This is a genomic window from Streptomyces sp. NPDC086077 (assembly GCF_040686175.1).
Lineage (GTDB): Bacteria > Actinomycetota > Actinomycetes > Streptomycetales > Streptomycetaceae > Streptomyces.
Window position 1 is genome coordinate 1 of the sequence record NZ_JBFBJT010000125.1, and the last position, 21,770, is coordinate 21,770.

The following is a 21,770-nucleotide window of genomic DNA, read 5'->3' on the forward strand; positions in this document are numbered from 1 at the left end:
CGACAATGAGGCCGTCCGTGTCAGTCCCACCAGAGCACGACGAGAAGCTGCCGTTGGGATGCACCACGATAGAACTCGCGCAGGGCGTTGAAGCGCTGCCGGCCCCGTTCAGGGCCTGAAGGTGGCCTCGGTCGGCGGTGCGGGCCTGTCCGGCTCGACGTACTACACCAAGGGAGCCATCAGCGTGAAGTGGGCGGCCACCACCCCGTCCTCGCTCATCAAGAACTTCCAGCTGCTGGTCGACGCGAAGGCCGTCGCCACCACCTCCGGCACGGCCACCTCCGCGAATACGACCCTGATCCTGGGCAGCCACACCGTCGCGGTGCGGGCGGTGCACCAGTCCGGCAAGACCTCGACCACCGCCGCGCTGAACATCGTGGCGGAGACGACCGCACCGACCTTCACCACCACGCCGAAGCTCTCCCTGCGCACCGGCACGGCCAACACCACCGCTGTCCCGGTCGCTCTGACCTGGAAGGCCGCCGACGACAAAGCGCTGCGCGAGGTGAAGCTGGTGTCCCCGACGGCAGCCACCTTCGGGCCTGCCACCACCGCCTCCAACCGCACCACCAACTCCGGTACTGCCGCCACCTGGTCGATGCAGGCGTTCGACCACGCCGGCAACTACCGCACCGCCTCCGCCCCCTACACACCGGTGATCCTCCAGGAGACGTCAGCTGCCAAGTCCGTTAGCTGGACGACCCGTTCCTCCACCAGCTACCTGGGCGGCAAGTCGTACTCCAGCGGTTCCAAGGGCGCCAGCCTCACCTGGACCTTCACCGGCCGCTCCGCCTCCTGGGTGGTCTCCCGGGCCGCCACCTCGGGTCAGGCCTACGTCTACGTCGACGGCGTCAAGGTCAGCACGGTCGACCTGAAGTCCTCCACGACCCTCTACCGGCAGGCGATCTGGACGAAGACCTGGTCCAGCAGCGCCAAGCACACGGTCAAGATCGTCGTCGTCGGCACCAGCGGCCGCCCCACCATCACCACCGACGGCCTCGTCTACATCAAGTAGTCACCAGCCTGCCGCATCGAGGTCCCCTGCCCCGATGCGGCATGAGCTTGGCGTTTAACCTCGCGGGTCACTCCTCCTGCTGACCTGGGGTTCTTCCCAGGACAGCGGAGGCGGCCGCTCTCCACGCTTCGAGACGTGGTCGTCACAAGCGGCGAGGCCCTGGTATTCCCCCGCTCAACGGTCCGGCGCCAAGCCCAGCAGCGCAGGGAATGGCACGATGAGGTTCATTGGACGGTTTGGGCAGACCGCAAGGACGGAGCCCGGTAGTCGACCTGGCGCCTGCGGGGATGGTCCGGCGTTCCAGGCGGCGGCAGCGTCGCGGCTGGGGTCGACCTCGCGCCCGCGGTGCGCCGCCTGGACGAGGACGTGTCGGCCCCGCGCCCGCGTGGAGACGTGTGGACACCCGAGCCCGCAGGCGCAGCACTGCGCAGCGTTACTGCGTGCAGGGAGCGAACATGTGTCAGCGCGTTGTGATCCGTCGGCTATCCGCGCAGCGAATAGTGGACGCTGGTGGGCAGAGTCTTCCCGAGTTCCGCTGGTGTGGAACGAGCGCGGGATGCAATGGGCGCGGTGTGGCGAACGCCTAACACTCCCCGCCGGAGCAGGATCGAGGAGGATGCAGCCGGATGGCATCGGATGGACATGTCGGATCCTTCGGCGTCTTCGCAGGTGAGACGCGTCACTGAATTGGGTTCGAGTCCCACCCGCCCCACCAGTGCAGGGCTGTGACCTGCGGAAACGTCTCTTCTGAGGTGTGTCGGATCGTCAACTCGGGCTCATCGGACTGAATCCGCTGCTCGCGAGTTCGGCGGCGAGTCGAGGGGTGGCGGTATGCACCTGCGCTGCCCTGGGTGAATGGGTCGGAGCGTGGTGCGGGAGAGGCTCAATGGCGTCCCCATCGATGAGCCAGACGCGGAATTGAGGACGCTGTGAGGACACAGGTGTCGGGAAGGCTGGCTTCGAGGCCACCTCGTCGACCTCACTCAGCTGTGGCGGCCGGAGCGGCGGCCTGTGACATGGGTGCCGAGAGAGGTCTTAACCTGCGGTTGGCGCCGCGAGGGCGCATTCCACTCCCATGATGTTCCGGCATCGCGGTCAGCGCAGCAGGAACTGCACGATCGCGATGACGCCGACGAGGTGATGTCGCGAAGGGCGGTGGGCGGGAGGCGGCGCCGACGTCTCCGCCGATCTGCCCGCCGAGGGCGGAGCCGACGGCGATCAGCAGGACCGCCGTCCAGCGGAACTCGGCGACGAAGAGGAAGAAGCAGGCGGCGATGCCGTTGACGACGGTTCCGAGGATGTTCTTTTACGGCGTTGACGCGTTGCAGGTCCTCGTCGAGGAGCAGGCCCATCAAGGAGAGGTAGATGATCCCTTGGGCGGTGCCGAAGTAGCCGCCGCACCCGCTCGCGAGGGGCAGTCCGATCCGGTCCGCCGTGCGGGCGGGAGGGGGGCTGTTGATCATGCACGACCAAGCGTGTGGCGCAGCGTGCGCGCTCGGCATGTGGGCGGGAGTTGAAGATCCGCCCGGCATCCGACCAGTCGCAGCACTCTCGGCTGTTGTGCGTGACCGAGCCGGAGATCGTCCCGGTCTGCCAGGAGCTGGGCGTCAGCCAGACCGTATGGTGACGCTTGAGATCCTCGATCTGGTCGTCGAGCGCGACTCCGAGCTGCGTCACATCCTACGTTCTTCGTCTGCCGAGCTGCGCTCGTGAGGTAGGGCCTCCGTGCGGCTGTACCGGAGAGCGGCTCACACTGGAAGCGGCCGCTGCCGCATGCGTGACCCTGAGGCGCCCATGAGCGGTGGCCGATGTTGGTGATGTACCTTAGATATGTACATCGTGGATGCTGGAGGTCCTATGTCGGTGACACAGATCGATCTCGATGACGAGGCGCTTGCGGAAGCCATGCGGCTCATGGGCGCCACGACGAAGAAGGAGACCGTCAACGCGGCCCTGCGGGACTACGTGGCGCGGATCAAGCGGCTTGAGGCGGCCGAGAAGCTGGCCGCGCGGGGTGCGCGGGGTGAGTTCGAGCAGGCGTCGGCGGCGCGTGACGCGCAGAAGCGTGTGCGGCGAGCGGCCTTCGAATGATCACATACTTGCTGGACACTTCTGCCCTGTGGCATCTGTTCCGTATCCCGGGTGCGTTGCGGCCCTGGGAAGGACACGTCGCTGCGGGGGTGTTCCACATCTGCGAGCCGACGCGAGCCGAGTTTCTCTACTCGGCGACCAGTCCGGCTCACCGGGATGAGCTTGCGGAGGAGTTGGACGCTCTCTGCCTGCTCTCGCCGGTTCCGAAGAACGCCTGGCGCTGGGTCGAGACCGCCCAGTACAAGCTCACGCAGCAAGGCCAGCACCGGGCGGCTGGAGCGATCGACCTGCTGGTGTGCGCGACTGCGGTGCACCACGGGCATACCGTGCTCCATGTGGACAACGAGTTCGCAACGGTCGCCGCGGTGCTCAAGGAGGTCGAGCAGCGCGACGTGCGGACCTGACACTGCGACCGCAGCCAGCCGGCAGTCGTTTGCAGCAGCTCTTGGTCTGCCGCCAAGTTCTGGGCACGGTGTGTGAGTTGCTCGACGCGCCGTTCTGCGGCCGACGGCCGTGGACAGACTCCTTCGACAACGTCCTTGCTGTTGTCACCGCCGAGTGAAGAAGAACCGGGTCGAGCTGTGCTTCACCAGCGTGCCGAGGCTGCCCTCGAAGGCAGCCTCGGCAGGAGTCGAGGCGTGATCTGCGGAAGTGGTCATCCCAGAACAACGAGCCAGGGACCGCACATGGCCGGCCGGGTGAGTCCTAGAGGTTGTAGCCGCCCGACACCTCGATGTTCTGAGCGGTGACCCAGCGGCTCTCGTCGGAGACCAGTGTCCACGCTGACGCCGAGCTGGCGGCGCTCTTCGATTGCGAGGTGGGTGAGCGGCTGCTGGCGCGGCACTTCGTGTTCTACGACAACGACCAGCCGACGCAGATGAGCACCAGCTACGTGCGCTGGTCGGACGTCGCCGGGACCCCGGTCGCCGATTCGGTCAACGAGCCGTGGCCGGGCGGCACCCGCGCTCAGCTGGGCAGCCTCGGCATCCGCGTCATCCAGGTCACCGAGTCGTTCACCGCGGCCATGCCCAACGAGTTGGAGGCGGCGACGCTCGGCATCGGATCCGGCGTGCCCGTCCTGCGGTACACCCGTCGGCACATCGCCGACACCGGGCGGGTCGTGGAGGTGGCCCACCCGATCGTGCGCCGCGGCGACACCACCATCGTCGACTTCCGCATCGACCTCGACGACTGACCCCTGGACGCACGAAGCAGCTCCGCCATCCCGGAGTGGCGGGGCGGTTGCCCTTCTCGCTGTTGCACCTGCGGCGGCACACGGGGCAGCCCTGTACGCCGTGGATGGGAGGGGGTTCTCGGGGGCGGGATGCTCGATACGATCCGGGGACCTATTCACCAAGGGGGGAGCGTCATGGTGACGTTCAACGTGCGGCCGGACATCGATGCCGCAGCGGAGAGACTGTCCAGCACCTTCGGTGCGAAGCGGGAGATCGAGAAGCTCCCCGAAGTGCTGTGGGAGGGCGAGACGGTCGAGATGCTCGCAACCGGCCTGTACGGCAAGGGCAACGGCCTGCTGGCGATGACCAACTTGCGTCTCGTCTTCTACTTCCACGGGCTCATGGGACAGCGCGTCGAGGACTTCCCCTATAACCGGATCAGCTCTGTTCAGTGGGCGGGCGGGATGCTCATGGGGACGCTCAGCGTGTTCTCGTCGGGCAACCGGGCCGACATCAAGCAGGTGCCGAAGGACCAGGGGACGGCGCTGGCCCATCAGCTGCGGATGCGGATCGCTGCGGCCGGGGGGCCGGCCGCGCCGCCTGCTGCAGCACCGGTGCCGGCCGCCGGGTCGCAGGACATTGCTGCGCGGCTTCGCACCCTTGATGAGCTGCGAGCAGCGGGCGCGATCACGGATGAGGAGTACCGGGACAGGCGGGGGAAAATTCTGGACAGCCTGTAGGCCGTGACTCCCGGGCGAAGATCCGGCCGGTGCGCGGGGGGACCGAAGGTGCTCTCACTGCCTCACTGGATGCGTGCGGACCGTCATGGACGACCGGCAGGGTTCCGGGGCCGTGAGGACACCGCGGACCCGTCCTCCGGGCCGGCGCCCCGCGTCACCCACGAGGGTGGTCGTTCCCCTCGCTTCCCTGGGGCCACGCATGTCCGGGCGTTCGCCTGACGATGATGCGGGCGTGACCGCTCCGATGCTTCGCCCATGGGCCTTGGCACTGCTGACGTCGTCCACCCTGCTGATGCCCGTGCCCGCCCAAGCGGCCGCCCCGCCACGGCCGGTGACGGCGCCGGAGCGGCGTACGGACGCGTATCTCGACGCCGTCCGGGACGACCCCCGGCGCCTGGCCGAATTCTTCCGCCGGCTGCCCAAGGGGGCGGACCTGCACAACCACCTCTCCGGTGCGGCCTCCACGGAGTATCTGATCGAGCTGGCCGCCGAGGACGGGCTGTGCGTCGAGACCGCGACGACGACCGCCGTCGCCCCGCCCTGCGGCCCCGGGACCCGGCCCGCCGCCGACGCCCGCACCGACCGTGCCTTCCACGAGGCGATCCTCCGCGCCTGGTCCATGCACGACTTCCCGCCCGGCGGGAACGGCCACAACCACTTCTTCGCCACCTTCGGCAAGTTCGGGGCGGTCAGCGAGCCGCATCGCGGCAAGCTGCTCGCGGAGGTCGCGGACGACGTGGTGGCGCAGAACCAGTTCTACCTGGAGACCATGGTCACCCCGGCCGCCGCGGCAGCCGGGCGGCTGGCCGACGAGGTCGGCTGGGACAGCGACCTCGCGCGGCTGCACGGCAGGCTGACGGCCGGGGGCAGGCTGGACAGGCTGGTGGCCGAGGCCCGCGAGGAGGCGGACGGTGCCGAGGCCGAGTTCCGTACGGCCGCCCGCTGCGGCACCGGTCGTCCGCGGCCCGCCTGCGCGCTGCCCGTCCGCTTCATCTCCCACGTGCTGCGCGAAAGTTCACCGGAGCGGGTGTTCACCCAGATCGCCCTCGGCATGCGCCTGGCCGAACGGGACCCCCGCTTCGTCGCGGTCAACCTAGTCCAGCCCGAGGACGGGGAGGTCGCCCTGCGCGACTACCGCCTGCACATGCGCATGCTGAACCACCTGCGCGGCGTTCATCCCCGCGCGCACCTCACCCTGCACGCCGGCGAGCTGGCGCCGGGTCCGGTCAAGCCCGAGGACCTGACGTTCCACGTCCGGGAGGCCGTCGACGTAGCCGGTGCAGAGCGCGTCGGCCACGGTGTCGACCTGCTCCACGAGCACGACTGGCGGCGCACCGTCCGCACCATGGCCGCCCGCGAGATCGCCGTCGAGGTGCCCTTCACCAGCAACGCCCAGATCCTCGGGGTGCGCGGCGACGACCATCCGTTCGGCGCCTACCGCCGCCACGGCGTACCCGTCGTGCTCTCCACCGACGACCCCGGCGTCAGCCGCACCGACATCGGCGCCGAGTACCGGTACGCGGCCGAGACCTACGGGCTGTCGTACCCGGAGCTGAAGGACCTGGCGCGGGCCTCCCTGGAGTACGCCTTCCTGCCGGGCGGCAGCCTGTGGCGGGGCAGTCCGGCGCGGGAGGGGTACCGGCCCGTGGCCGCCTGCCGGGGGGAACGGCCCGGGTACTTCGCCCCCGGGCCTGGCTGCCGTCGGCTGCTGGACACCAGCCTCAGAGCCGGCCTCCAGTGGCGGCAGGAGGCCGCCTTCCAGCGGTTCGAGCGGGTGTTCGGCACCGGCGGCATGCCGGGGACGGGCTCGTAGGAGCCGTCTCATCGCCCCCGTCGCGCCAGCGCCTGGCGCAACGCCTCGCGTACCTCGCCGGGCGGAGGCGGACCGCCGCTCTCCGCGCCGCAGGTGATGGCCGCGGCGACCGTGTGGAGCTTGGTGTTGGACAGCTGGGATGCCTCCCGGAGGATGTGCCAGGCCTCGTCGGAGGTGCAGGAATGGGTGGCCATGAGGATGCCGCGGGCCTGGTCGATCACCGGGCGGGAGGCGATGGCCCGGCGCAGGTGCTCGATCTCCTCGCGCAGTTCGTGGAGCTGCTCCGCGCGCTCCAGGGACACGGGGGAGGGCAGTGGGGCGGGCGAGGGCAGGACCGGTGGGTTCGGGTCCACGGGGCGCAGGGGGTCGGAGGTGTCCAAGCCGATCAGCTCCAGGATGCGGCGCGGCTGGCCGTGCCAGTTGGTGGCGGAGACCGGGATCAGGTGCTGTTGCCCGTAGTCGCGCAAGGTGTCCAGGAACTGCCGTCCCGCCGTGTCCATGAAGATCACGCCGGCCATGTCCAGCTCCACCCGGCCGGTGCGGGCGGGCAGTTCGGCCAGCGCCTCGGCCAGGACGGCATCGCACCCCTGGACCAGCTCACCCCGCGCGCGGAGCACGGCCCGGCCGCCGCCGTCCGCGCTGCCGTCGATGGTGAGTGGATGCGACCGCTCCGCGAGAGAGGGTGGTGCCACTGAGGTCATGTCACCGCCTTCGTGGTCCCCGAAAGCCGTGGACGGCCGTCGACGTCCTGGTACGACGTCACTTCTGCCCACGGCTTTCACATTTCCCGATGTGGTGTGGAGCCCCCCGCCGCCCCGATGCTGAACGTGCGCCTTCCCGGGGTGCGGCGCCCTACACCCCCCCCGCCGCCCAGGTTCGGGGATTGACCGGAACGCGTCGGGGTACGAGCGACGATGTCCAGGAGTATGGGGAGTCGGCAGTGACCATCCGTTACCGCGTTCCGAACGGCTCCGGCGGCGCGGAGGCGCGGCTGACCGTCGCACCGCTGGCCGAGCGGTTCGGCGTGCGCGCGGTGGGGGAAGTGGGGCTGACCACGCGTCGGATCTGGGAACGCGCACTGGACGAAGTGGTGCGCAACGGCCGCGACGTGTGCCATCTGGAGCTGTCCGCCGTCACGTTCGTGGACGTCGCGGGCGCCGACGTGCTCGTGGACGCCGCGCGTCGGCTGCCCGTCGGCCGGCGGATCGTGTTGCACCGGCCGCCGCCCGCCCTGTGCCGGACACTGGAACTGTTCTGGCCCGATCTGTCGGCGATCGAGGTGACGACGTCATGAGTGCACCGGCCGAGTCCTCCGACTCCGTCGGGTCCCACGACACCGTGGGGTCCCACGACACCGTGGGGTCCCGCCACGCCCTGGAGCCCCACGACTCCCCCGGCCCTTCGGTCCGGCCCGAACCCTTCGCCCATCCCGCCCTGTTCTACACGGACGAGCGGGAGTACCTCGACGGTGTCCTTCCCTTCGTCCGTGAGGGGCTCGCCGCCGGGGAGCCGGTGGCGGTGGCCGTGCCCGGCTGGAACCTGGCCCTGGTCCGGGACGAACTGGGCGACCTGGCCGACGCGGTGCGGCTGCTCGACATGTGCGAGGCCGGGCGCAACCCCGGCCGGATCATCCCCGGTGTGCTGCGCGCGTTCGCCGACGCCCAGCCGGCCGGCCGCCGGGTGCGGATCGTCGGCGAGCCGGTCTGGGCGGGCCGCACGCCCACCGAGCACCCGGCCTGCGCCCAGCACGAGGCCCTGATCAACGCGGCGTTCACGGGCCGCCGGATGACCGTCCTGTGCCCCTACGACGCCGGCGCCCTGGACGACGAGGTGCTGGCCGACGCCTACGCCACCCACCCCACGGTCATCTCCTCGGGCCGGGAGCGGAGCAGCCCGGCGTACGACTGGGAAGGTGTGGTCGGCCGCTGCAACCGGCCCCTGCCCGTCGTACCGGACGCGTCGGCCTTCGCTTTCACCGCGGACACGCTGCCGGTGGCCCGCCACACCGCCACCGGGGAGGCGGCGCGGTTCGGGCTCGCCGGTACCCGGCTGGAGGACCTGGCGCTGGTCACCGCCGAGCTGACCACCAACAGCGTGGTGCACGGCGGCGGCTCGGGCGTGCTGCGGCTGTGGGCCGAGGACGGGCACATGGTGTGCGAGGTGCGCGACGAGGGACGGCTGACGGATCCGCTGGCGGGCCGCCGCCCGGCCTCCCGTGACCAGCGCGGCGGCAGGGGGCTGCTGCTGGTGAACATGGTCGCCGATCTCGTCCGGGTGCACACCGGCGAAGCCGGGACGACGGTGCGCTGCTGGTTCTCCCTCTGAAGCGCCTACGCCGGGGGCTGCTGGAGGGTGAGGATCGTGGCGCGGACCTCCTCGATGGTCGCGTGGAGCTCGTCCACGGCCCGACCGAGCTTCTCGTGGACGGCGCCCGCCTCGGCGCGGCGCTGCGCGCTCTCCAGCATCAGCGCGGTGGCGAACAGCCGTTGCACCACCAGGTCGTGCAGGTCACGGGCGATCCGGTCGCGGTCCTCGTAGACCGCGAGGCGGGCGCGGCTGTGCCGGGCGTCGGCGAGGACCAGGGCGAGCGCGGCCTGTGAGGCGAACTGGCCGGCCAGCAGCCGTTCCAGGGGTGTGTACGGGCGGTCGCCGCGCAGGCGGGGCAGGGCGAGGGTGCCGATCAGCCGGCCGCCCGACTGCAACGGCAGCAGCATGCTGGGGCCGAACCGGTGCCGTACCGGCGTGGTCATGCGCGGGTCGGTCGCCGAGTCGTCGACGAAGACAGGTTCCCCGCCGAGCAGTTGCTCAAGGACGGGGCTGCCGGGCGCGATGGTCGTGCCGACGAGGTCGGCGGGGTCCTCGTGCGTGGCGGCGACGATCTCCATGCCGCCCGTCTCGGTGGGCAGCAAGATGATGCCCGCGGCGGCGCCGGCGAGGAGGCGGGCCCGTTCCGCGACCGTCGTCAGGGCGTCGTCGGCGCTCTCGCCGCCGAGCAGCGCGGTGGTGACGGCGGCCGCGCCCTCGATCCAGCGCTCCCGCTGCCGGGCCGCCTCGTACAGCCGGGTGTTGCCCAGGGCGATGCCGGCCTGGGTGGCGAGGACGTGCAGCAGTTGCTCGTCCTCGGCGGTGAACGGCCCGCCGCCGTGCTTGCCGGCGAGCTGGAGGCGGCCGAACTCCTCGTCGTCGACGTGGATCGGTACGTCGAGGAGGGGAGTGCCCGGCGGTGGGGTGGGCGAACCCGTCCCGCGGATCTCGTCCAGGCCGTCGTGGCCGGGGTCGCGCGGGCGGAGGGCGGCGTAGCGGGCACCGGTCAGTTCGGCCGCGCCGTCGACGATGCGCTGGAGGGTGGCGCGCAGGCCCAGGTCGGCGCCGACGCCGAGGACGGCTCCGAGGAGGAGCGCGGGAAGGCGGGGGACGTCGGGCATGTCCGCCCCGGTGGCTCGTGGGGCGGCTCAGTTGCCCAGCGGGTCCAGCTCCAGCGGTTCGATCCGGCCCTCCAGCATGGTGCCTAGGCCCTGGACGGCGCACACGTCCGGCCGCTCGGCGATGTGCACCGGCATGCCGGTGGCCTGCCGCAGCATCTGGTCGAAGCCGGGGAGCAGGGCGCTGCCGCCGACCATCATGATCCCCCGGTCGGCGAGGTCGGCCACCAGGTCCGGCGGGCAGTCCCGCAGCACCTTGCCGATACCGTCCAGCACGGCGGTCAGCGGCGTCTGGATGGCGTCCCGCACGGCGGCGGTGTCGATCCGCACGCTGCGGGCGAGGCCGGTGGCGACGTCGCGTCCGTGGATCTCCGTGGAGGCCGGTCCCTGCGGGGTGAGGCCGTTGCCGGAGAGGGCGATCTGGAGGGGGCGGACCGACTGGCTGGGCAGCACGAGTTCGTGCTCGTGCCGCAGGTGCTGCACGATCGCGTGGTCCACCGCCTCACCGCCGACCGGGATCCGCACGGCGGTGACGATGGAGCCGAGGGAGAGCACCGCGACCTGTGTGGCCGCCGCCCCGCACACCAGCACCATGGTCGCCTCGGGCTGCTCGACCGGCAGCCCGCAGCCGACGGCGGCGGCGATGAGCGTGTCGACCAGCTCGACGCGCCGGGCCCCGAGGCCCACCAGCGTCTCGATGGTCGCGCGCTGGGCGAGCGGATCGGCGTCGTGCGGGGTGCAGGCGGCGGCCCGCAGCCGGGGCTTGCGGCGCAGGTGCCGGCGCATCTTGTCGCCGAGCAGATGGCGCAGCATCCGCTGGGCCATCTCGATGTCGACCACCGTGCCGCCGGAGACCGGCCGCACGACCCGGATGTAGTCCGGTGTGCGTCCCGTCATCTGCTCGGCGAGCTCACCGACCGCGATCAGCGCTCCGCTACGGGTGTTGACGGCGGCGGCGGACGGCTGGTCCACGACGAGCCCGGCGCCCCTGACGTACACCCGCGTCCGCGCCGCCCCCAGGTCGACGGCGAAGTGGCAGCGCCGCAGCTGCTCCAGACTGGCGGTCATGGCGGTCCTCCCGAGCGTACGAGCCGAGGTGCCGCCGGTCGGCGGGCCCTCTTCTGCATCGTGCGGGGGGTCGGACAGGGGCCGCCTTCTGGAGGGGGCCGGGCGGGGTGCGGCCGTACGGGTGGTCGTTCGGAGCGCCGCGCCCGGCAAGCTTGACGCGGACGGCGCCACCCCCCTGGGACGGGGAGGTGGCGCCGTCGTGGTGCTCGGACCGTCAGACCAGCCGACCGACGAGGTGGACGAGGCCGGCGAGGATGTCGGTGAGAAGGTTCATGAGCGTGCTCTCTCCTTGCGGTGCATGTGTGGGACCTGCGCTCCGCCACGGTCTGCAGCCCGTCGCTCGCGCACCGTGAGTATCGCCCCGGCGCGCCTGCCCCAGTCGCTCTCAGGAGTGACGATCACCTGTTCCAGGGAACAACTGCTCGCTTGTTCGGGCCACGCCCAGATCTGCCAAGTCCTGTGGACGAACACGGAGTTGGGCGGCCGTCGACTCCACCTCCCCCGGTGGCCGTTTGAGGATCGCGGCGGCCAGTTCGGGAGCTATGACGGAGAAGTAGCTGTCGGGCGTGGCCCAGGTGCTGCCCGGGGCGGCCAGGGCGAGCGCGCCGCCGGAGCCGCCCTCGCCGATCACCAGGGTCGTGACCGGGGTACGTGCCGAGGCCACCGCGCCGAACACGTCGGCGATCGCCGCTCCCGCGCCCTGCCGTTCCGCCTCCGCGTCGTTCGCGGCGCCCGGGGTGTCCACCAGGGTCAGTACCGGGATGCCGAGCCGGTCCGCGAGCCGGATCAGCCGGGCCGCGGTGCGGTAACCGGCGGGGCGGGTCGCCGCCCCGGTCTGGGCGGCGTACGCGACCGTGCGGCCCTCATGGACGCCGAAGCCGCAGAGCATCCCCTCGTCGGTGCCGCCGCACCGGTCGCCGCTGATCGCGACCCGCTCGGTGAAGTAGGCGTCCAGGTAGCTCCGCGCGCGCGGGCGCCGCGGTGCGCGGGCGCGCAGGACCGCCTCCCAGCCGGAGGCGGGCAGGCCGGTCTCGCCCAGGGGGCGGGGCGGTGGTGCCGGTGCGGTGGACGGGGCGGTCAGCATCCGGAGCCACCGCCCGAGCACCGGCCGCAGTTCCTGCGGGGCCACGACCGCGTCGGCGGCGCCCGCCGCCACCTGGGCCTCCGCCGTGTACGCCGCGGGGTCCGCGTCGGCCGGACGGACCCGGGAGCCCGCGAAGCCGACCTGGGCGCCGGGCAGCGCGAGGATCACGTCGGCGCCCGCGCCCAGCGTGGCCCAGCCGCCGCCGGTGGTGGGGTCCCGTACCACGGCGAGCTGCGGCAGCCCGGCCTCGCGGGTGAGCGCCGACTGCCGCGCCACGCGCTGGAGCTGGGTGAGCGCGACCATGCCCTCCTGCATGCGGCTGCCGCCGGTGGCGATCAGCGCGACGACCGGCAGCCCGTGGGCTCGGGCGTGGCTGTACGCCGCCTCCAGCCGGTCGCCGGTGCGTTCGCCGAGCGAGCCGCCGAGGAACCCGAACTCGAAGGCGATCAGCACGGCCGGGGTGCCTTCGACGCGGGCGGTGCCGCAGACGACGGACTCCTCCTCGCCGGTGCGCTCGGCGGCGCGGGCACGGGAGGCGTCGTAGCCCTGCCAGGTCAGGGGACCGTCGGGCCTGGACCGCCCGGCGGGGTGGGGAAGTTCGGTGAAGTCGTCGGTGACGACGGCGAGGGCCGCGCGGGCGGAGGGACGCTCAGGCATGGCTGCCCAGGGACCGCTTCATGATCTTCCCCATGTCGTTGCGGGGCAGCGCGTCGAGGTGGTGGACGATCCGTGGCCGTTTGTGCGGGGCGAGCCGGCGGGCGACATGATCGGCGAGTTCGTCGACGCCGGGCGGGGACTTCGGGTCCGCCGGGACGATCCAGGCGACGATCCGCTCGCCGAGGTCGGGGTCGGGCTCCCCGGTGACGGCGGCCTCCCGCACCCCGGGATGCTCCAGGAGCGCGTTCTCGATCTCGCCGGCGCCGATCTTGTAGCCGCCGCTCTTGATCAGGTCGGTCGCCTTGCGGCCGACGATGCGGACGTAGCCGTCGGGGTCGCGCACCGCCATGTCACCGGTGCGGAACCAGCCGTCGGCGGTGAAGGCGGCGGCGGTGGCGTCGGGGCGGTTGAGGTACTCGGTGAACACGTTCGGGCCGCGCACCTGGATCTCGCCCACGCTCTCGCCGTCGTACGCCGCGAGGGGTGTCCCGTCGTCCTCCACCAACCGCAGCTCCACGCCGGCCAGGGGGACGCCGACGGTGCCCGCACGGGCCTCGCCGTCCGCGCGGACGGCGGTGTTCATCAGTGTCTCGGTCATGCCGTACCGCTCGACGACCCGGCGGCCCGTGGCGGACGCGATCCGCTCGTGGTCGTGCCCGGGCAGGGCGGCCGAGCCCGAGACCAGCAGGCGCGCCCCGGCCAGTGCCTTGACCAGCTCGGGGTCGGCGGGAAGTGCCTCGGCGATGCGGTGGTACATCGTCGGGACGCCGAAGAGCATGGTCGCGCCGGACCCCAGCTCCCGGGCGACACCCTCGGGGCTGAACCGGCCGAGGTGGCGGACGGATCCGCCGCGCCGGAGCGGGCCGAGGATCCCGAGGACCAGTCCGTGCACATGGAACAGCGGCAGGCCGTGCACCAGCACGTCGTCGCCGGTCCACTGCCAGGCGTCGGCGAGCGCGTCGAGGGTGGAGGCGATCGCGCGGCGCGGGATCACGGCGCCCTTGGGCGGGCCGGTGGTGCCTGAGGTGTAGACGATCAGGGCGGGCGAGGCGTCGTCGGCGCGGTCCTCCGGGGCGGTGCCGGCTGCCCGCACGTCGACGTCGACCCGCGGCAGACGCGCGAGCGCGGCGGGGAGTTCGGCGCCTGGCGCGGTGAGTACGGCGTCCGGGGCGCTGTCGGCCAGGATGTGCCCGAGTTCCTTCTCGCCGGACTTCGGGTTCAGCGGCACCGCGGCCACCTGGGCGGCCAGGGCGCCGACCGTGGCGACGGCGGTCTCCAGGTCCGGGGTCGCCCAGACCGCCACGCGGCCGGCGGTGCCGATCCGTTCGGCGACGGCACCGGACGCCGCGGCCAGCCGCGCGTACGTCAGGGAGCGGTCGCCGAAGGTCAGGGCGGGCTGCTCGGCCGGTCCTTGGGCGAGGGCCGGGAAGAGTGGGGACACGCGGCGTACTCCTTGGTCGTCGTCGGGCGTGGGGCGGGTCGGGTGTCGGGTGTCGGGTGTCTGTTGTCGGTCGTGGTCGGTGCAGGTCGTCGGCCGTCGGTCGGCGGTCGTGGTCGGTGCAGGTCGTCGGTCGTGGTCGGGCGGTCGGGGCCGGTGGGTGGACATCCGTCGTGGTCGGTCGTGGTCCTGGCCGGGTTCGGTCGTCGCCGGTGGCCGCCGATGGCAGGGTGCCGTGGCCAGGTGGCCGGTGAGAGCTACCCGAAACCGGGCACGACCATCACCAGCCACACCACCGCGGGGACCGCCGCCACCACGATTCCTCCGTACACCATCAGCTGCCGGAAGAAACGTTCACGATCGACGTCCGGTGCCGCGGCCAGGACCAGCGCCCCGTTCGTGGAGAACGGGCTGACGTCCACGACCGTCGCCGACACGGCCAGCGCCGCCACCATGCCGACCGCCCCGATCTCGCCCTGCGCGAGGAAGGGGACCGCCAGCGGGATGAGCGCGCCCATGATGCCGACGGAGGAGGCGAACGCCGAGACGATCGCGCCGATGTAGCAGAGCAGCACCGCGGCCAGCAGCGGCACCCCGATGCCGCCGACGCCCTCGCCGGCCCAGGTGATGGTGCCCATCTCGTGCTGATCGGCGAGAAGCCGCCTGCCTGCGCGCCGTGCACGACCATCGCGCCCATCAGCAGGGGGCTGATCCCGTAGCGGGCGGCGAAGCTCAGGGCGACCGGCGCGACGATCGCGACGGCGGCGGGGCTGACCGCGCCGATGGCGGTGAGGGCGCCGGTGAGGGAACATCACCCAGGTCAGTTCGGGGGACATATGGGCTCCCGTCGTTGGGCCCCGGAGTGGACGAGTGGCTGAGCCAATTGATGTGGAGCGGCTGGCTGGCCAGCGTGGTGGCGGCCGCCGGGCGCGTCAAGGGGTCGCGCATGAATTGGCTGAGCCACTTATCCACTCGCCGGCCCGGTGCTACGCTCCCGCCGTGACCGACGCCCTGCGCCCGATGACGAAGCAGCAGCGCCTCTACGAGCAGGTGCTCGACCGGCTGCGCGACTACGTCACCGAGGGCGGCCTGCGCGCCGGCGACCGTCTGCCGCCGGAACGGGACATGGCCGCCCGGCTCGGGGTGAGCCGGGCGTCGGTGAAGCAGGCGATCGTGGTGCTGGAGGTGCAGGGCCTGGTGGAGGCCCGGCACGGCGGCGGCACGTACCTGGTGCGCGACACCCTCGACGTGGAGCCGGTCGAGCGGATGGTCGAACGCCGCCGGCGCCTGCCCGACGTGCTGGAGGCCCGCGAGGCGCTGGAGACCAAGCTCGCCGAACTCGCCGCCGAGCGCCGCGAGGAGGACGACCTGACGGCGATGCGTGCGGCGCTGGCCCACATGGCGAAGGAGATCGAGGAGGGCGGGCACGGCGTGGAGGGCGACCGCCTCTTCCACGCGGCGGTCACGGCGGCCGCGCACAGCAGCATCCTCGCGGAGTTCATGCGCTCCATCGCCGACCAGATCGCGGAGAGCCGTACCGAGTCCCTGCGCCAGCCGCACCGCCCCCACCGCTCCCTCGCCCAGCACCAGGCCATCCTGGACGCCGTCGAGGCCCGGCAACCCCGCCAGGCGGCGACGGCGATGCGCCGCCATGTCCGCACGGTCGCGAAGGTCCGCCTGCTGTCCTGGGACCCGGCCGAGGACCGCTGACCGTCCGGGTTGTTAGCCTGCGGGCGACCGGCTGCGGGAACGTGTGTGCCGGCCACGTCCGTACGAGGAGGGAAGACGTCGTGGTACGGATAGCCCTGGCCACCTGCCGTCCGGGTCCCGAGGTCAGCGCTGACCCGGATCTGTCGGTGCTGGTGGCGGCGTTGGAGGAGGCGGGGGCCGACGCGGTCGCCGTCGAGTGGGACCGGGACGGCGTCGACTGGGGCGGGTTCGATCTCGTGCTGATCCGGTCGACCTGGGACTACAGCTGGCGGGCCGGGGAGTTCCTGGAGTGGGTGACGGCCTGCGGGAAGGTCACGCGGCTGGCCAACCCGGCGGACGTGGTGCGGTGGAACACCGACAAGCGCTACCTCGGGGAACTGGCGGCGGCCGGGGTGCCGGTGGTGCCGACCCGGTATGTCGCGCCGGGTGAGGCGGCCGAGCTGCCGCGCGAGGGTGAGTTCGTCGTCAAGCCGACCTCGGGGGCGGGAGCGCGGTTCGCCGCCCGGTACACGCCCGGCCAGCACGAAAGTGCCGTACGGCATCTCGATCGCATGCATGCCGAGGGCTTCACCGCGATGGTGCAGCCGTACGTCGCGGGCATCGACGTCAGCGGGGAGCGGGCGTTGCAGTTCTTCGGGGGCCGCCTGCTGCACGCCAGCCGCAAGGGTGCCGTGCTGGCGCGGGGAACGGCGTACGACGAGCGGAAGGTCGCCCATCCGGGGCTGCGGGTCTGGGCGCCGACGCGGGAGGAACTGGCCGTCGCGGAACGGGCCTTGGGTGCCGTGCCCGGTGCTCCCGAGCTGCTGTACGCCCGCGTCGACCTGGTCGACGGGGAGGGCGGGCAGCCGCGGGTGATGGAGCTGGAGCTGGTCGAGCCGAATCTGTTCCTGTCGCTGCACGCCGCTTCCGTGCCGAGGGTCGTCGAGGCGGTGCTGGCGGCGGCCGGGCGGTGACGGGGTGACCTGGGGCGTGCCGGAGCAACGGCCGGCACGCCCGGTCCGGGGGTTCACAGGACCCTTCGGCCGCCGATCATCGTGCGCTGGAGCAGGCCCCACGTGAACTCCGCCGTCACCTCGTGGCGCCGGCCGTCGGTGTCCTGGGCGCCGAACGCGAGGCCCCAGCGCGTGGGGGCCGTGCCCTCCAGGGGACGGGCGGGGGCGAAGGCGCGGGCCGCGTCGTCGACCGTGCAGGACCACGGGTAGAGGTCCTCCACCGTGTGCAGCTCGGCGGGCTTGGCGTCGGGGGCGCGGACCAGCCATTCGTTCCAGACCGCGCCGCCCGGGGCGAGCAGCACCTCGAAGCGCAGGTCGGGCCAGAGGGGGACCGGCCACTGCCAGGCCTCGCAGTCCAGGTCACCGATGCGGCGGGTGGTCGTCCACTCCGGTGCGCCGAGGATCGCCCGGTGCCTGCTCTGGGCGGCGCGGACGCGCGGTGAGCGGAGCAGCATCTGCCAGCGCCGGTTCGCGTCCTGCATACGGTTGACGGAGACGCCCAGTTCTCGGCGGGCGTCCTCGACCAGGTCGGCGTTGTGGTCGGCCATGCGGCGCAGCAGGACCACTTGGAATTCGACGGGGGTGAAGGAGCTAGTGGGGTTCTCTGCGGAGGACGGCATGCGGACCATCGTCGCCCATACGGGGCCTTCCAGGGCGCCGTCCGTCCGGAAGGAACAGTACGGAGTTGACGTATCTGATCCGGTCGTGTAATGGGAGTACGCGCCGCACCAGCCCGTGCGAGGCGACGTGCGAAGTGGCTGCCTGGTGTGCCTCCAGGGGGAAGTCGGCGAGGGGGATCCAGTGGTCCCCGGGGAGCACCCAGCCGTCATATCCGAGCAACCCCAAATACGTCAGGACGGGCGAGATCGGCTGGATGCGGGACTCCAGTTCGACGAACAGGGCCGGGCGGTCGCGGGTCAGCAGGGCCGTCCCGCCGCGCAGGACCGCCAGTTCGCTGCCGTCCACGTCGATCTTGATGAAGCCGACGTCCCGCAGGTTCAGCTCGTCCAGCACGACGCGGCGGACGTCCACGGCGTGGGCGTGGATGTCCCGCCGGACGAGGGACGACACGCCCCGGTTCCCGGTGTCGTCGGCCGGTAGCCACAGGCGGGCCGTGCCGGGGCGGTCCGAGGCGGCGGCCTGGATCACCCGGACGTTGGGCGGGGCGGTCGCCGTGAGCAGGCGGGCCAGGTGCGGGACCGGTTCGACGGTCACCACCCGGCGGGCGTGGCCGGACAGGCGGCGGGTCCAGGGGCCGTACCAGCCGCCGACGTCCACCGCCGTGCCGCAGCCGGGCGGGCACAGGTCGGTGATCCTGGCCAGCTCGGGTTCGAAGCGGGGGTAGACCGCGCGGGCGGTCGCCGCGACGAGGCGGGCCGGCAGGAAGGGCGCGAGGCGGGCGGCGAGCGTGGTCATGGGGGCCATCCGTTTCCGGTCGTGGGGGCCTGGGACGCCGAGTGGTCCCCAGGCCTTCCGTCAGGGGGCCAGGCGCTTGAGGAACTGCTCGTGCTCGTGGTCGGAGACCTGCTCGCCGGACGAGGGCAGCAGTTGGGGGATGCCGTCGACGATCGGGTAGCGGCGGCGCAGGCGCGGGTTGTAGAGGGCCTGGGCAGAGGTCACGGACCCGTCCGGCGGCAGCAGGTGCAGAGGGCCCTTGTCGAGCGGGCACGCGAGAATCCTCAGCAACTGTTCGTCGGGGCCGGTGGAGGAGCTCATGGCGGGGTCAACTCCTTGACTGGCGTCGGTGCTTGGGGAGCCTTGTCATGCTTGGGCATGATCAGCAGCACGGTGACCGCCAGAGCCGTGCCCGCGAGGCGCAGGCCGAGTCGCAGCGGGTCGTCCGGCAGCGCCTCGCCGAACGACAGCGTGCCGAGCACCGCCGTGTACAGGCAGGTCACCGTCGTGCACACCGGCACGATCAGCGAGGCCCGGCAGCGTTGCAGCGCCGCCTGCGACATGACCAGGCCGAACGCCCCGGTGAACACCAGCAGGTACGGATACGGCGAGCGCAGTACGCCGAGCAGCGCGCCGCCGACGTCACTTCCCGTCCAGTAGCCGGAGACGCCCTTGATGGCGAGTGAGCTGACCCCGTAGAGCAGGCCCACCGCCACCCCGTACTCGACGCCCGTCGTCGGCATCCGGTGCCGGCGCATGGTGCGGCGCTCGGCGGCGCGGTACAACCAGACCCCGCACGCCAGCGACGGCACGCACAGCAGCCAGACGAGCGGGTAGGGCGCCGCTCGGCCGACGGTGTCCGAACCCTCTTCCAGGGAGAGGACGACCATCAGCAGCGCGGCGAGGATCGCGGCGAGCGCGTACCGCTCGCGCCCGGTGGTCTCCTCGCCCAGCAGCCGGGCGGACAGCAGGACGAGCAGGACCAGGCCGGAGACGAAGATGCCCTGCGCGGCGGCGATCGGAAGGGTGCGGTAGACGACGAGCTGGGCGGCGAATCCGGCCCCGAGGGCGAGCGAGCCGCCGATCCACAGCGGGCTGCCGAGCACCAGGCGCAGCAGGCGGCCCGGGCGGCGGACGGTGACCTCGGGCAACGCGGCCAGGGCCCGTTTCTCCAGGACGAACCCGCTGCTGTACAGGACGTTCGCCAGCAGGGCCGCGGCCACTCCCCACCACACGGCCTACGTCCTTCGCGCGTGCAGCAGCAGGATCGAGGCCAGGGGCGGCCGGGCGCAGGCGAGACGGTCCAGCGCCCGCAGCGGACGCGGCACGCCGTGGAAGGGGGCCCCTTCGAGCCGTACGACCTCGAAGCCGGCCGCCGCGACGAACTCCCGCAGCGCGCGGGCGGTGTACAGCCGCAGATGTCCCACCACCTCCCGCCCCGGGCGGCCGTGGACGGCGCGCAGGCTCACCTCGGAGAAGACGGGCTGGACGCCGGCGAACAGGAGAACCCGGTTGTACCAGGCGGCGAGGTTGGGGGTGGAGAGCATCAGGTGGCCGCCGGGGCGCAGCACGCGGCGCAGCTCGTCGAGGGCCGCGTCCGGGTCGACGAGGTGCTCGATCACCTCGCTGAACAGCACGGCGTCGGCGGCAGCCGTACGGAACGGCAGTCCGCCGTCGGTGAGTTCGCCGCGGACGGCGTACGCCAGGCGGGGGCGGGCCCGGGTGAGGGCGTCCTGGGACCAGTCGACGCCGATGACGCGGTGGCCGGTGAGCAGGGGGGCGGCGGTCGCCGCGGCGGTGCCGTCGCCGCAGCCGATGTCGAGGACGAGGCCCGGCGCGGTGCTCCCGCTCAGGGCGGCGGCGAGCATGCGGGCCTGGCGGAGGCTGCGGGGGGCTCCGGAGGCGACCGGGACGGCGGGGTTCTCGTAGAAGTCGCGCAGACCCCCCGGCGGTGCGGTGGTCGTCATCGGGGAGCCTCCGTCGCGTGCAGGTGGTGCTCGAACAGGTCCCGCAGGTGCGCGCCGTCGCCGCGCCCGAGGAGGGCGTGCGACCAGCGCACGGCCAGATGGAGGCGGCCGGCGGTGGAGGCGGTGGTGAACGTCAGGCCGCGGGGCATCCGGGCCGGCGCCGAGAACCAGACCGCGTGCGCGCGGCCGGCCACGTCGCCGAAGTCCAGGGAGTACGGGATGCGGCCGATGTTGCTCAGCAGCGTGGTGGACGTCCAGGGGGCGGCGGCCCGGCGCAGCGCGCGGGCGAGACCTGCGCGCCAGGGGACGGGCAGGACGGGCGCGGTCAGGAGGGCGGCTCCGTGGCCCAGTTGGGGGCGGGGCAGGGACTTCAGGGCGCGGGTGCGGGTGGCCGTGCGGTGTAGCAGGGCGGCCATGTCGGCCGTGGCCCGACCCAACTCGTCGGGAGTGAAGGGGACTTCGACCAGGCGGGTGCCGTTGCCGATGGGCATGGTGGTGTCGCGGGGGCGGTCGTCGACCGGCATGGTGATGCGCAGGGGGCGGGGACGGGCGCCGTGCTCGCGGTTCCAGTGGGCGACGGTCAGGGCGGTGGTGACCATGAGCTGGTCGTTGACCGTGTAGGGGGAGCCCTTGGGGCGGTGCGGCAGGGGGAGTTCGGTGACGAGCACGCCGTTGCCGGGGGAGGGGCCCGGCGTGCCGGGGGCCACCCTGGCCGGTGGGGACCAGTGGGAGGGGGCGGCCTCGGCGGGCGGTTCGGCGGTCGCCGTGCGGACGGGCGGGGCCGTCGGGGAGTTGTCCTTGCCGCCGTACAGCTCCGCCGCGGTGGCCAGGACGCGCAGGCAGGCAGGGCCGTCGAGCGCGGTGTGGTTGACGGTGACGACGAGGGCCGTGCCCTCGTCGGGCAGGGCCGCGACGACCTCCAGGCGGATCGGCGGGGACAGCGAGAGCGGTGGCGCCTGGGTCAGGGCCCGCGTCCTCGCGTCCCGCAGCGCGTCCCGCCCCGGCTGCGCGAAGCTCACCACCTCCACGTCCGGGTCCGCCGTCAGCTCCCACTCGTAGCGGCGCCGCCACCAAGGGCCGGGGGCCTCGCGCATCAGGGCACGCGGGTGCCGGTGCAGGGCCTCGACGAAGGCCTTGCGCAGGCGGGTCGGGTCCAGCGGGCCGGGCAGGCGGACCTCGATGTGGACCGTCTCCGGTTCGCCG

The 21,770-nt window shown here is 72.5% G+C and carries 19 protein-coding genes and 4 pseudogenes; 10 read left to right on the forward strand and 13 right to left on the reverse strand.

Annotated elements, in window-relative coordinates:
- Window positions 1–94 precede the first annotated feature (94 nt).
- A pseudogene (locus AB0O67_RS28335) lies at window positions 95–1,015 on the forward strand (N-acetylmuramoyl-L-alanine amidase); the annotation flags it as partial.
- A 1,095-nt stretch (window positions 1,016–2,110) separates the two neighbouring features.
- Here the strand turns inward: AB0O67_RS28335 and AB0O67_RS28340 are convergent.
- Window positions 2,111–2,464: pseudogene (locus AB0O67_RS28340) on the reverse strand (sulfite exporter TauE/SafE family protein); the annotation flags it as partial.
- Window positions 2,465–2,872: 408 nt separating this feature from the next.
- On the opposite strand from AB0O67_RS28340, the gene AB0O67_RS28345 reads away from it, so the two are divergent.
- The 5 genes from AB0O67_RS28345 to AB0O67_RS28365 all read left to right on the forward strand — a co-directional run bounded on the left by AB0O67_RS28345 (window position 2,873) and on the right by AB0O67_RS28365 (window position 6,834).
- Window positions 2,873–3,106 (forward strand): type II toxin-antitoxin system VapB family antitoxin, encoded by a 234-nt coding sequence (locus AB0O67_RS28345; protein WP_365455813.1) that lies wholly within the window; start codon window positions 2,873–2,875, stop codon window positions 3,104–3,106.
- The gene (locus AB0O67_RS28350; RefSeq protein WP_365455816.1) at window positions 3,103–3,510 is read left to right on the forward strand and encodes a PIN domain nuclease; all 408 of its coding nucleotides are present in this window, start codon (window positions 3,103–3,105) and stop codon (window positions 3,508–3,510) included. The genes AB0O67_RS28345 and AB0O67_RS28350 overlap by 4 nt, the downstream gene beginning before the upstream one ends.
- A 341-nt stretch (window positions 3,511–3,851) precedes the next feature.
- Window positions 3,852–4,301, forward strand: a complete 450-nt coding sequence (locus AB0O67_RS28355; protein WP_365455819.1) for a UTRA domain-containing protein — start codon at window positions 3,852–3,854, stop codon at window positions 4,299–4,301.
- A gap of 174 nt (window positions 4,302–4,475) precedes the next feature.
- Complete coding sequence (locus tag AB0O67_RS28360) at window positions 4,476–5,021, forward strand: PH domain-containing protein (protein WP_365455822.1); 546 nt, start codon at window positions 4,476–4,478, stop codon at window positions 5,019–5,021.
- Between the two features lie 292 nt (window positions 5,022–5,313).
- On the forward strand, window positions 5,314–6,834 hold the full coding sequence (locus AB0O67_RS28365; RefSeq protein WP_365455865.1) for an adenosine deaminase: 1,521 nt from the start codon (window positions 5,314–5,316) through the stop codon (window positions 6,832–6,834).
- A gap of 8 nt (window positions 6,835–6,842) precedes the next feature.
- On the opposite strand, the gene AB0O67_RS28370 is transcribed toward AB0O67_RS28365, so the two are convergent.
- The gene (locus AB0O67_RS28370; protein ID WP_365455825.1) at window positions 6,843–7,535 is read right to left on the reverse strand and encodes an ANTAR domain-containing protein; all 693 of its coding nucleotides are present in this window, start codon (window positions 7,533–7,535) and stop codon (window positions 6,843–6,845) included.
- 239 nt (window positions 7,536–7,774) lie between these two features.
- Here AB0O67_RS28370 and AB0O67_RS28375 point away from each other — a divergent pair, with 239 nt between their 5' ends.
- Complete coding sequence (locus AB0O67_RS28375; protein WP_365455828.1) at window positions 7,775–8,128, forward strand: STAS domain-containing protein; 354 nt, start codon at window positions 7,775–7,777, stop codon at window positions 8,126–8,128.
- Window positions 8,125–9,159, forward strand: a complete 1,035-nt coding sequence (locus tag AB0O67_RS28380) for a sensor histidine kinase (RefSeq protein ID WP_365455831.1) — start codon at window positions 8,125–8,127, stop codon at window positions 9,157–9,159. The genes AB0O67_RS28375 and AB0O67_RS28380 overlap by 4 nt, the downstream gene beginning before the upstream one ends.
- Window positions 9,160–9,167: 8 nt before the next feature.
- On the opposite strand, the pseudogene AB0O67_RS28385 reads toward AB0O67_RS28380, so the two are convergent.
- From AB0O67_RS28385 to AB0O67_RS28405, 5 genes and pseudogenes are all read right to left on the reverse strand, one after another.
- Window positions 9,168–10,259: pseudogene (locus AB0O67_RS28385) on the reverse strand (GAF domain-containing protein); the annotation flags it as partial.
- 27 nt (window positions 10,260–10,286) lie between these two features.
- Window positions 10,287–11,324: a rod shape-determining protein gene (locus AB0O67_RS28390; protein ID WP_365455835.1), complete on the reverse strand. Its 1,038-nt coding sequence runs from the start codon at window positions 11,322–11,324 to the stop codon at window positions 10,287–10,289.
- A 385-nt stretch (window positions 11,325–11,709) separates the two neighbouring features.
- Window positions 11,710–13,065, reverse strand: a complete 1,356-nt coding sequence (locus AB0O67_RS28395) for a carboxyl transferase domain-containing protein (protein WP_365455838.1) — start codon at window positions 13,063–13,065, stop codon at window positions 11,710–11,712.
- The gene (locus tag AB0O67_RS28400; protein WP_365455841.1) at window positions 13,058–14,506 is read right to left on the reverse strand and encodes an acyl-CoA synthetase; all 1,449 of its coding nucleotides are present in this window, start codon (window positions 14,504–14,506) and stop codon (window positions 13,058–13,060) included. Before AB0O67_RS28400 ends, AB0O67_RS28395 begins: the two co-directional genes overlap by 8 nt.
- A gap of 254 nt (window positions 14,507–14,760) precedes the next feature.
- A pseudogene (locus tag AB0O67_RS28405) lies at window positions 14,761–15,321 on the reverse strand (hypothetical protein); the annotation flags it as partial.
- A 181-nt stretch (window positions 15,322–15,502) separates the two neighbouring features.
- Between AB0O67_RS28405 and AB0O67_RS28410 the strand changes: the two are divergent.
- A complete protein-coding gene (locus tag AB0O67_RS28410; RefSeq protein WP_365455844.1) occupies window positions 15,503–16,213 on the forward strand; it encodes a FadR/GntR family transcriptional regulator in 711 nt (236 codons plus the stop codon).
- 80 nt (window positions 16,214–16,293) lie between these two features.
- Window positions 16,294–17,166, forward strand: a complete 873-nt coding sequence (locus tag AB0O67_RS28415) for a hypothetical protein (RefSeq protein WP_365455847.1) — start codon at window positions 16,294–16,296, stop codon at window positions 17,164–17,166.
- Window positions 17,167–17,219: 53 nt separating this feature from the next.
- On the opposite strand, the gene AB0O67_RS28420 is transcribed toward AB0O67_RS28415, so the two are convergent.
- From AB0O67_RS28420 to AB0O67_RS28445, 6 genes are all read right to left on the reverse strand, one after another.
- A complete protein-coding gene (locus AB0O67_RS28420; protein WP_365455850.1) occupies window positions 17,220–17,834 on the reverse strand; it encodes a hypothetical protein in 615 nt (204 codons plus the stop codon).
- Window positions 17,797–18,621: an FkbM family methyltransferase gene (locus AB0O67_RS28425; RefSeq protein WP_365455853.1), complete on the reverse strand. Its 825-nt coding sequence runs from the start codon at window positions 18,619–18,621 to the stop codon at window positions 17,797–17,799. Before AB0O67_RS28425 ends, AB0O67_RS28420 begins: the two co-directional genes overlap by 38 nt.
- A gap of 60 nt (window positions 18,622–18,681) precedes the next feature.
- Window positions 18,682–18,921, reverse strand: a complete 240-nt coding sequence (locus tag AB0O67_RS28430) for a Trm112 family protein (RefSeq protein ID WP_365455856.1) — start codon at window positions 18,919–18,921, stop codon at window positions 18,682–18,684.
- Window positions 18,918–19,823 carry a hypothetical protein gene (locus AB0O67_RS28435; RefSeq protein ID WP_365455868.1) on the reverse strand — a complete coding sequence of 302 codons (906 nt, stop codon included), beginning with the start codon at window positions 19,821–19,823 and terminating at the stop codon, window positions 18,918–18,920. Before AB0O67_RS28435 ends, AB0O67_RS28430 begins: the two co-directional genes overlap by 4 nt.
- A 15-nt stretch (window positions 19,824–19,838) precedes the next feature.
- Window positions 19,839–20,567 carry a methyltransferase domain-containing protein gene (locus AB0O67_RS28440; protein WP_365455859.1) on the reverse strand — a complete coding sequence of 243 codons (729 nt, stop codon included), beginning with the start codon at window positions 20,565–20,567 and terminating at the stop codon, window positions 19,839–19,841.
- A partial coding sequence (locus AB0O67_RS28445; protein WP_365455862.1) for a condensation protein occupies window positions 20,564–21,770 on the reverse strand: 1,207 nt, incomplete at its 5' end. The genes AB0O67_RS28440 and AB0O67_RS28445, both read right to left, overlap by 4 nt.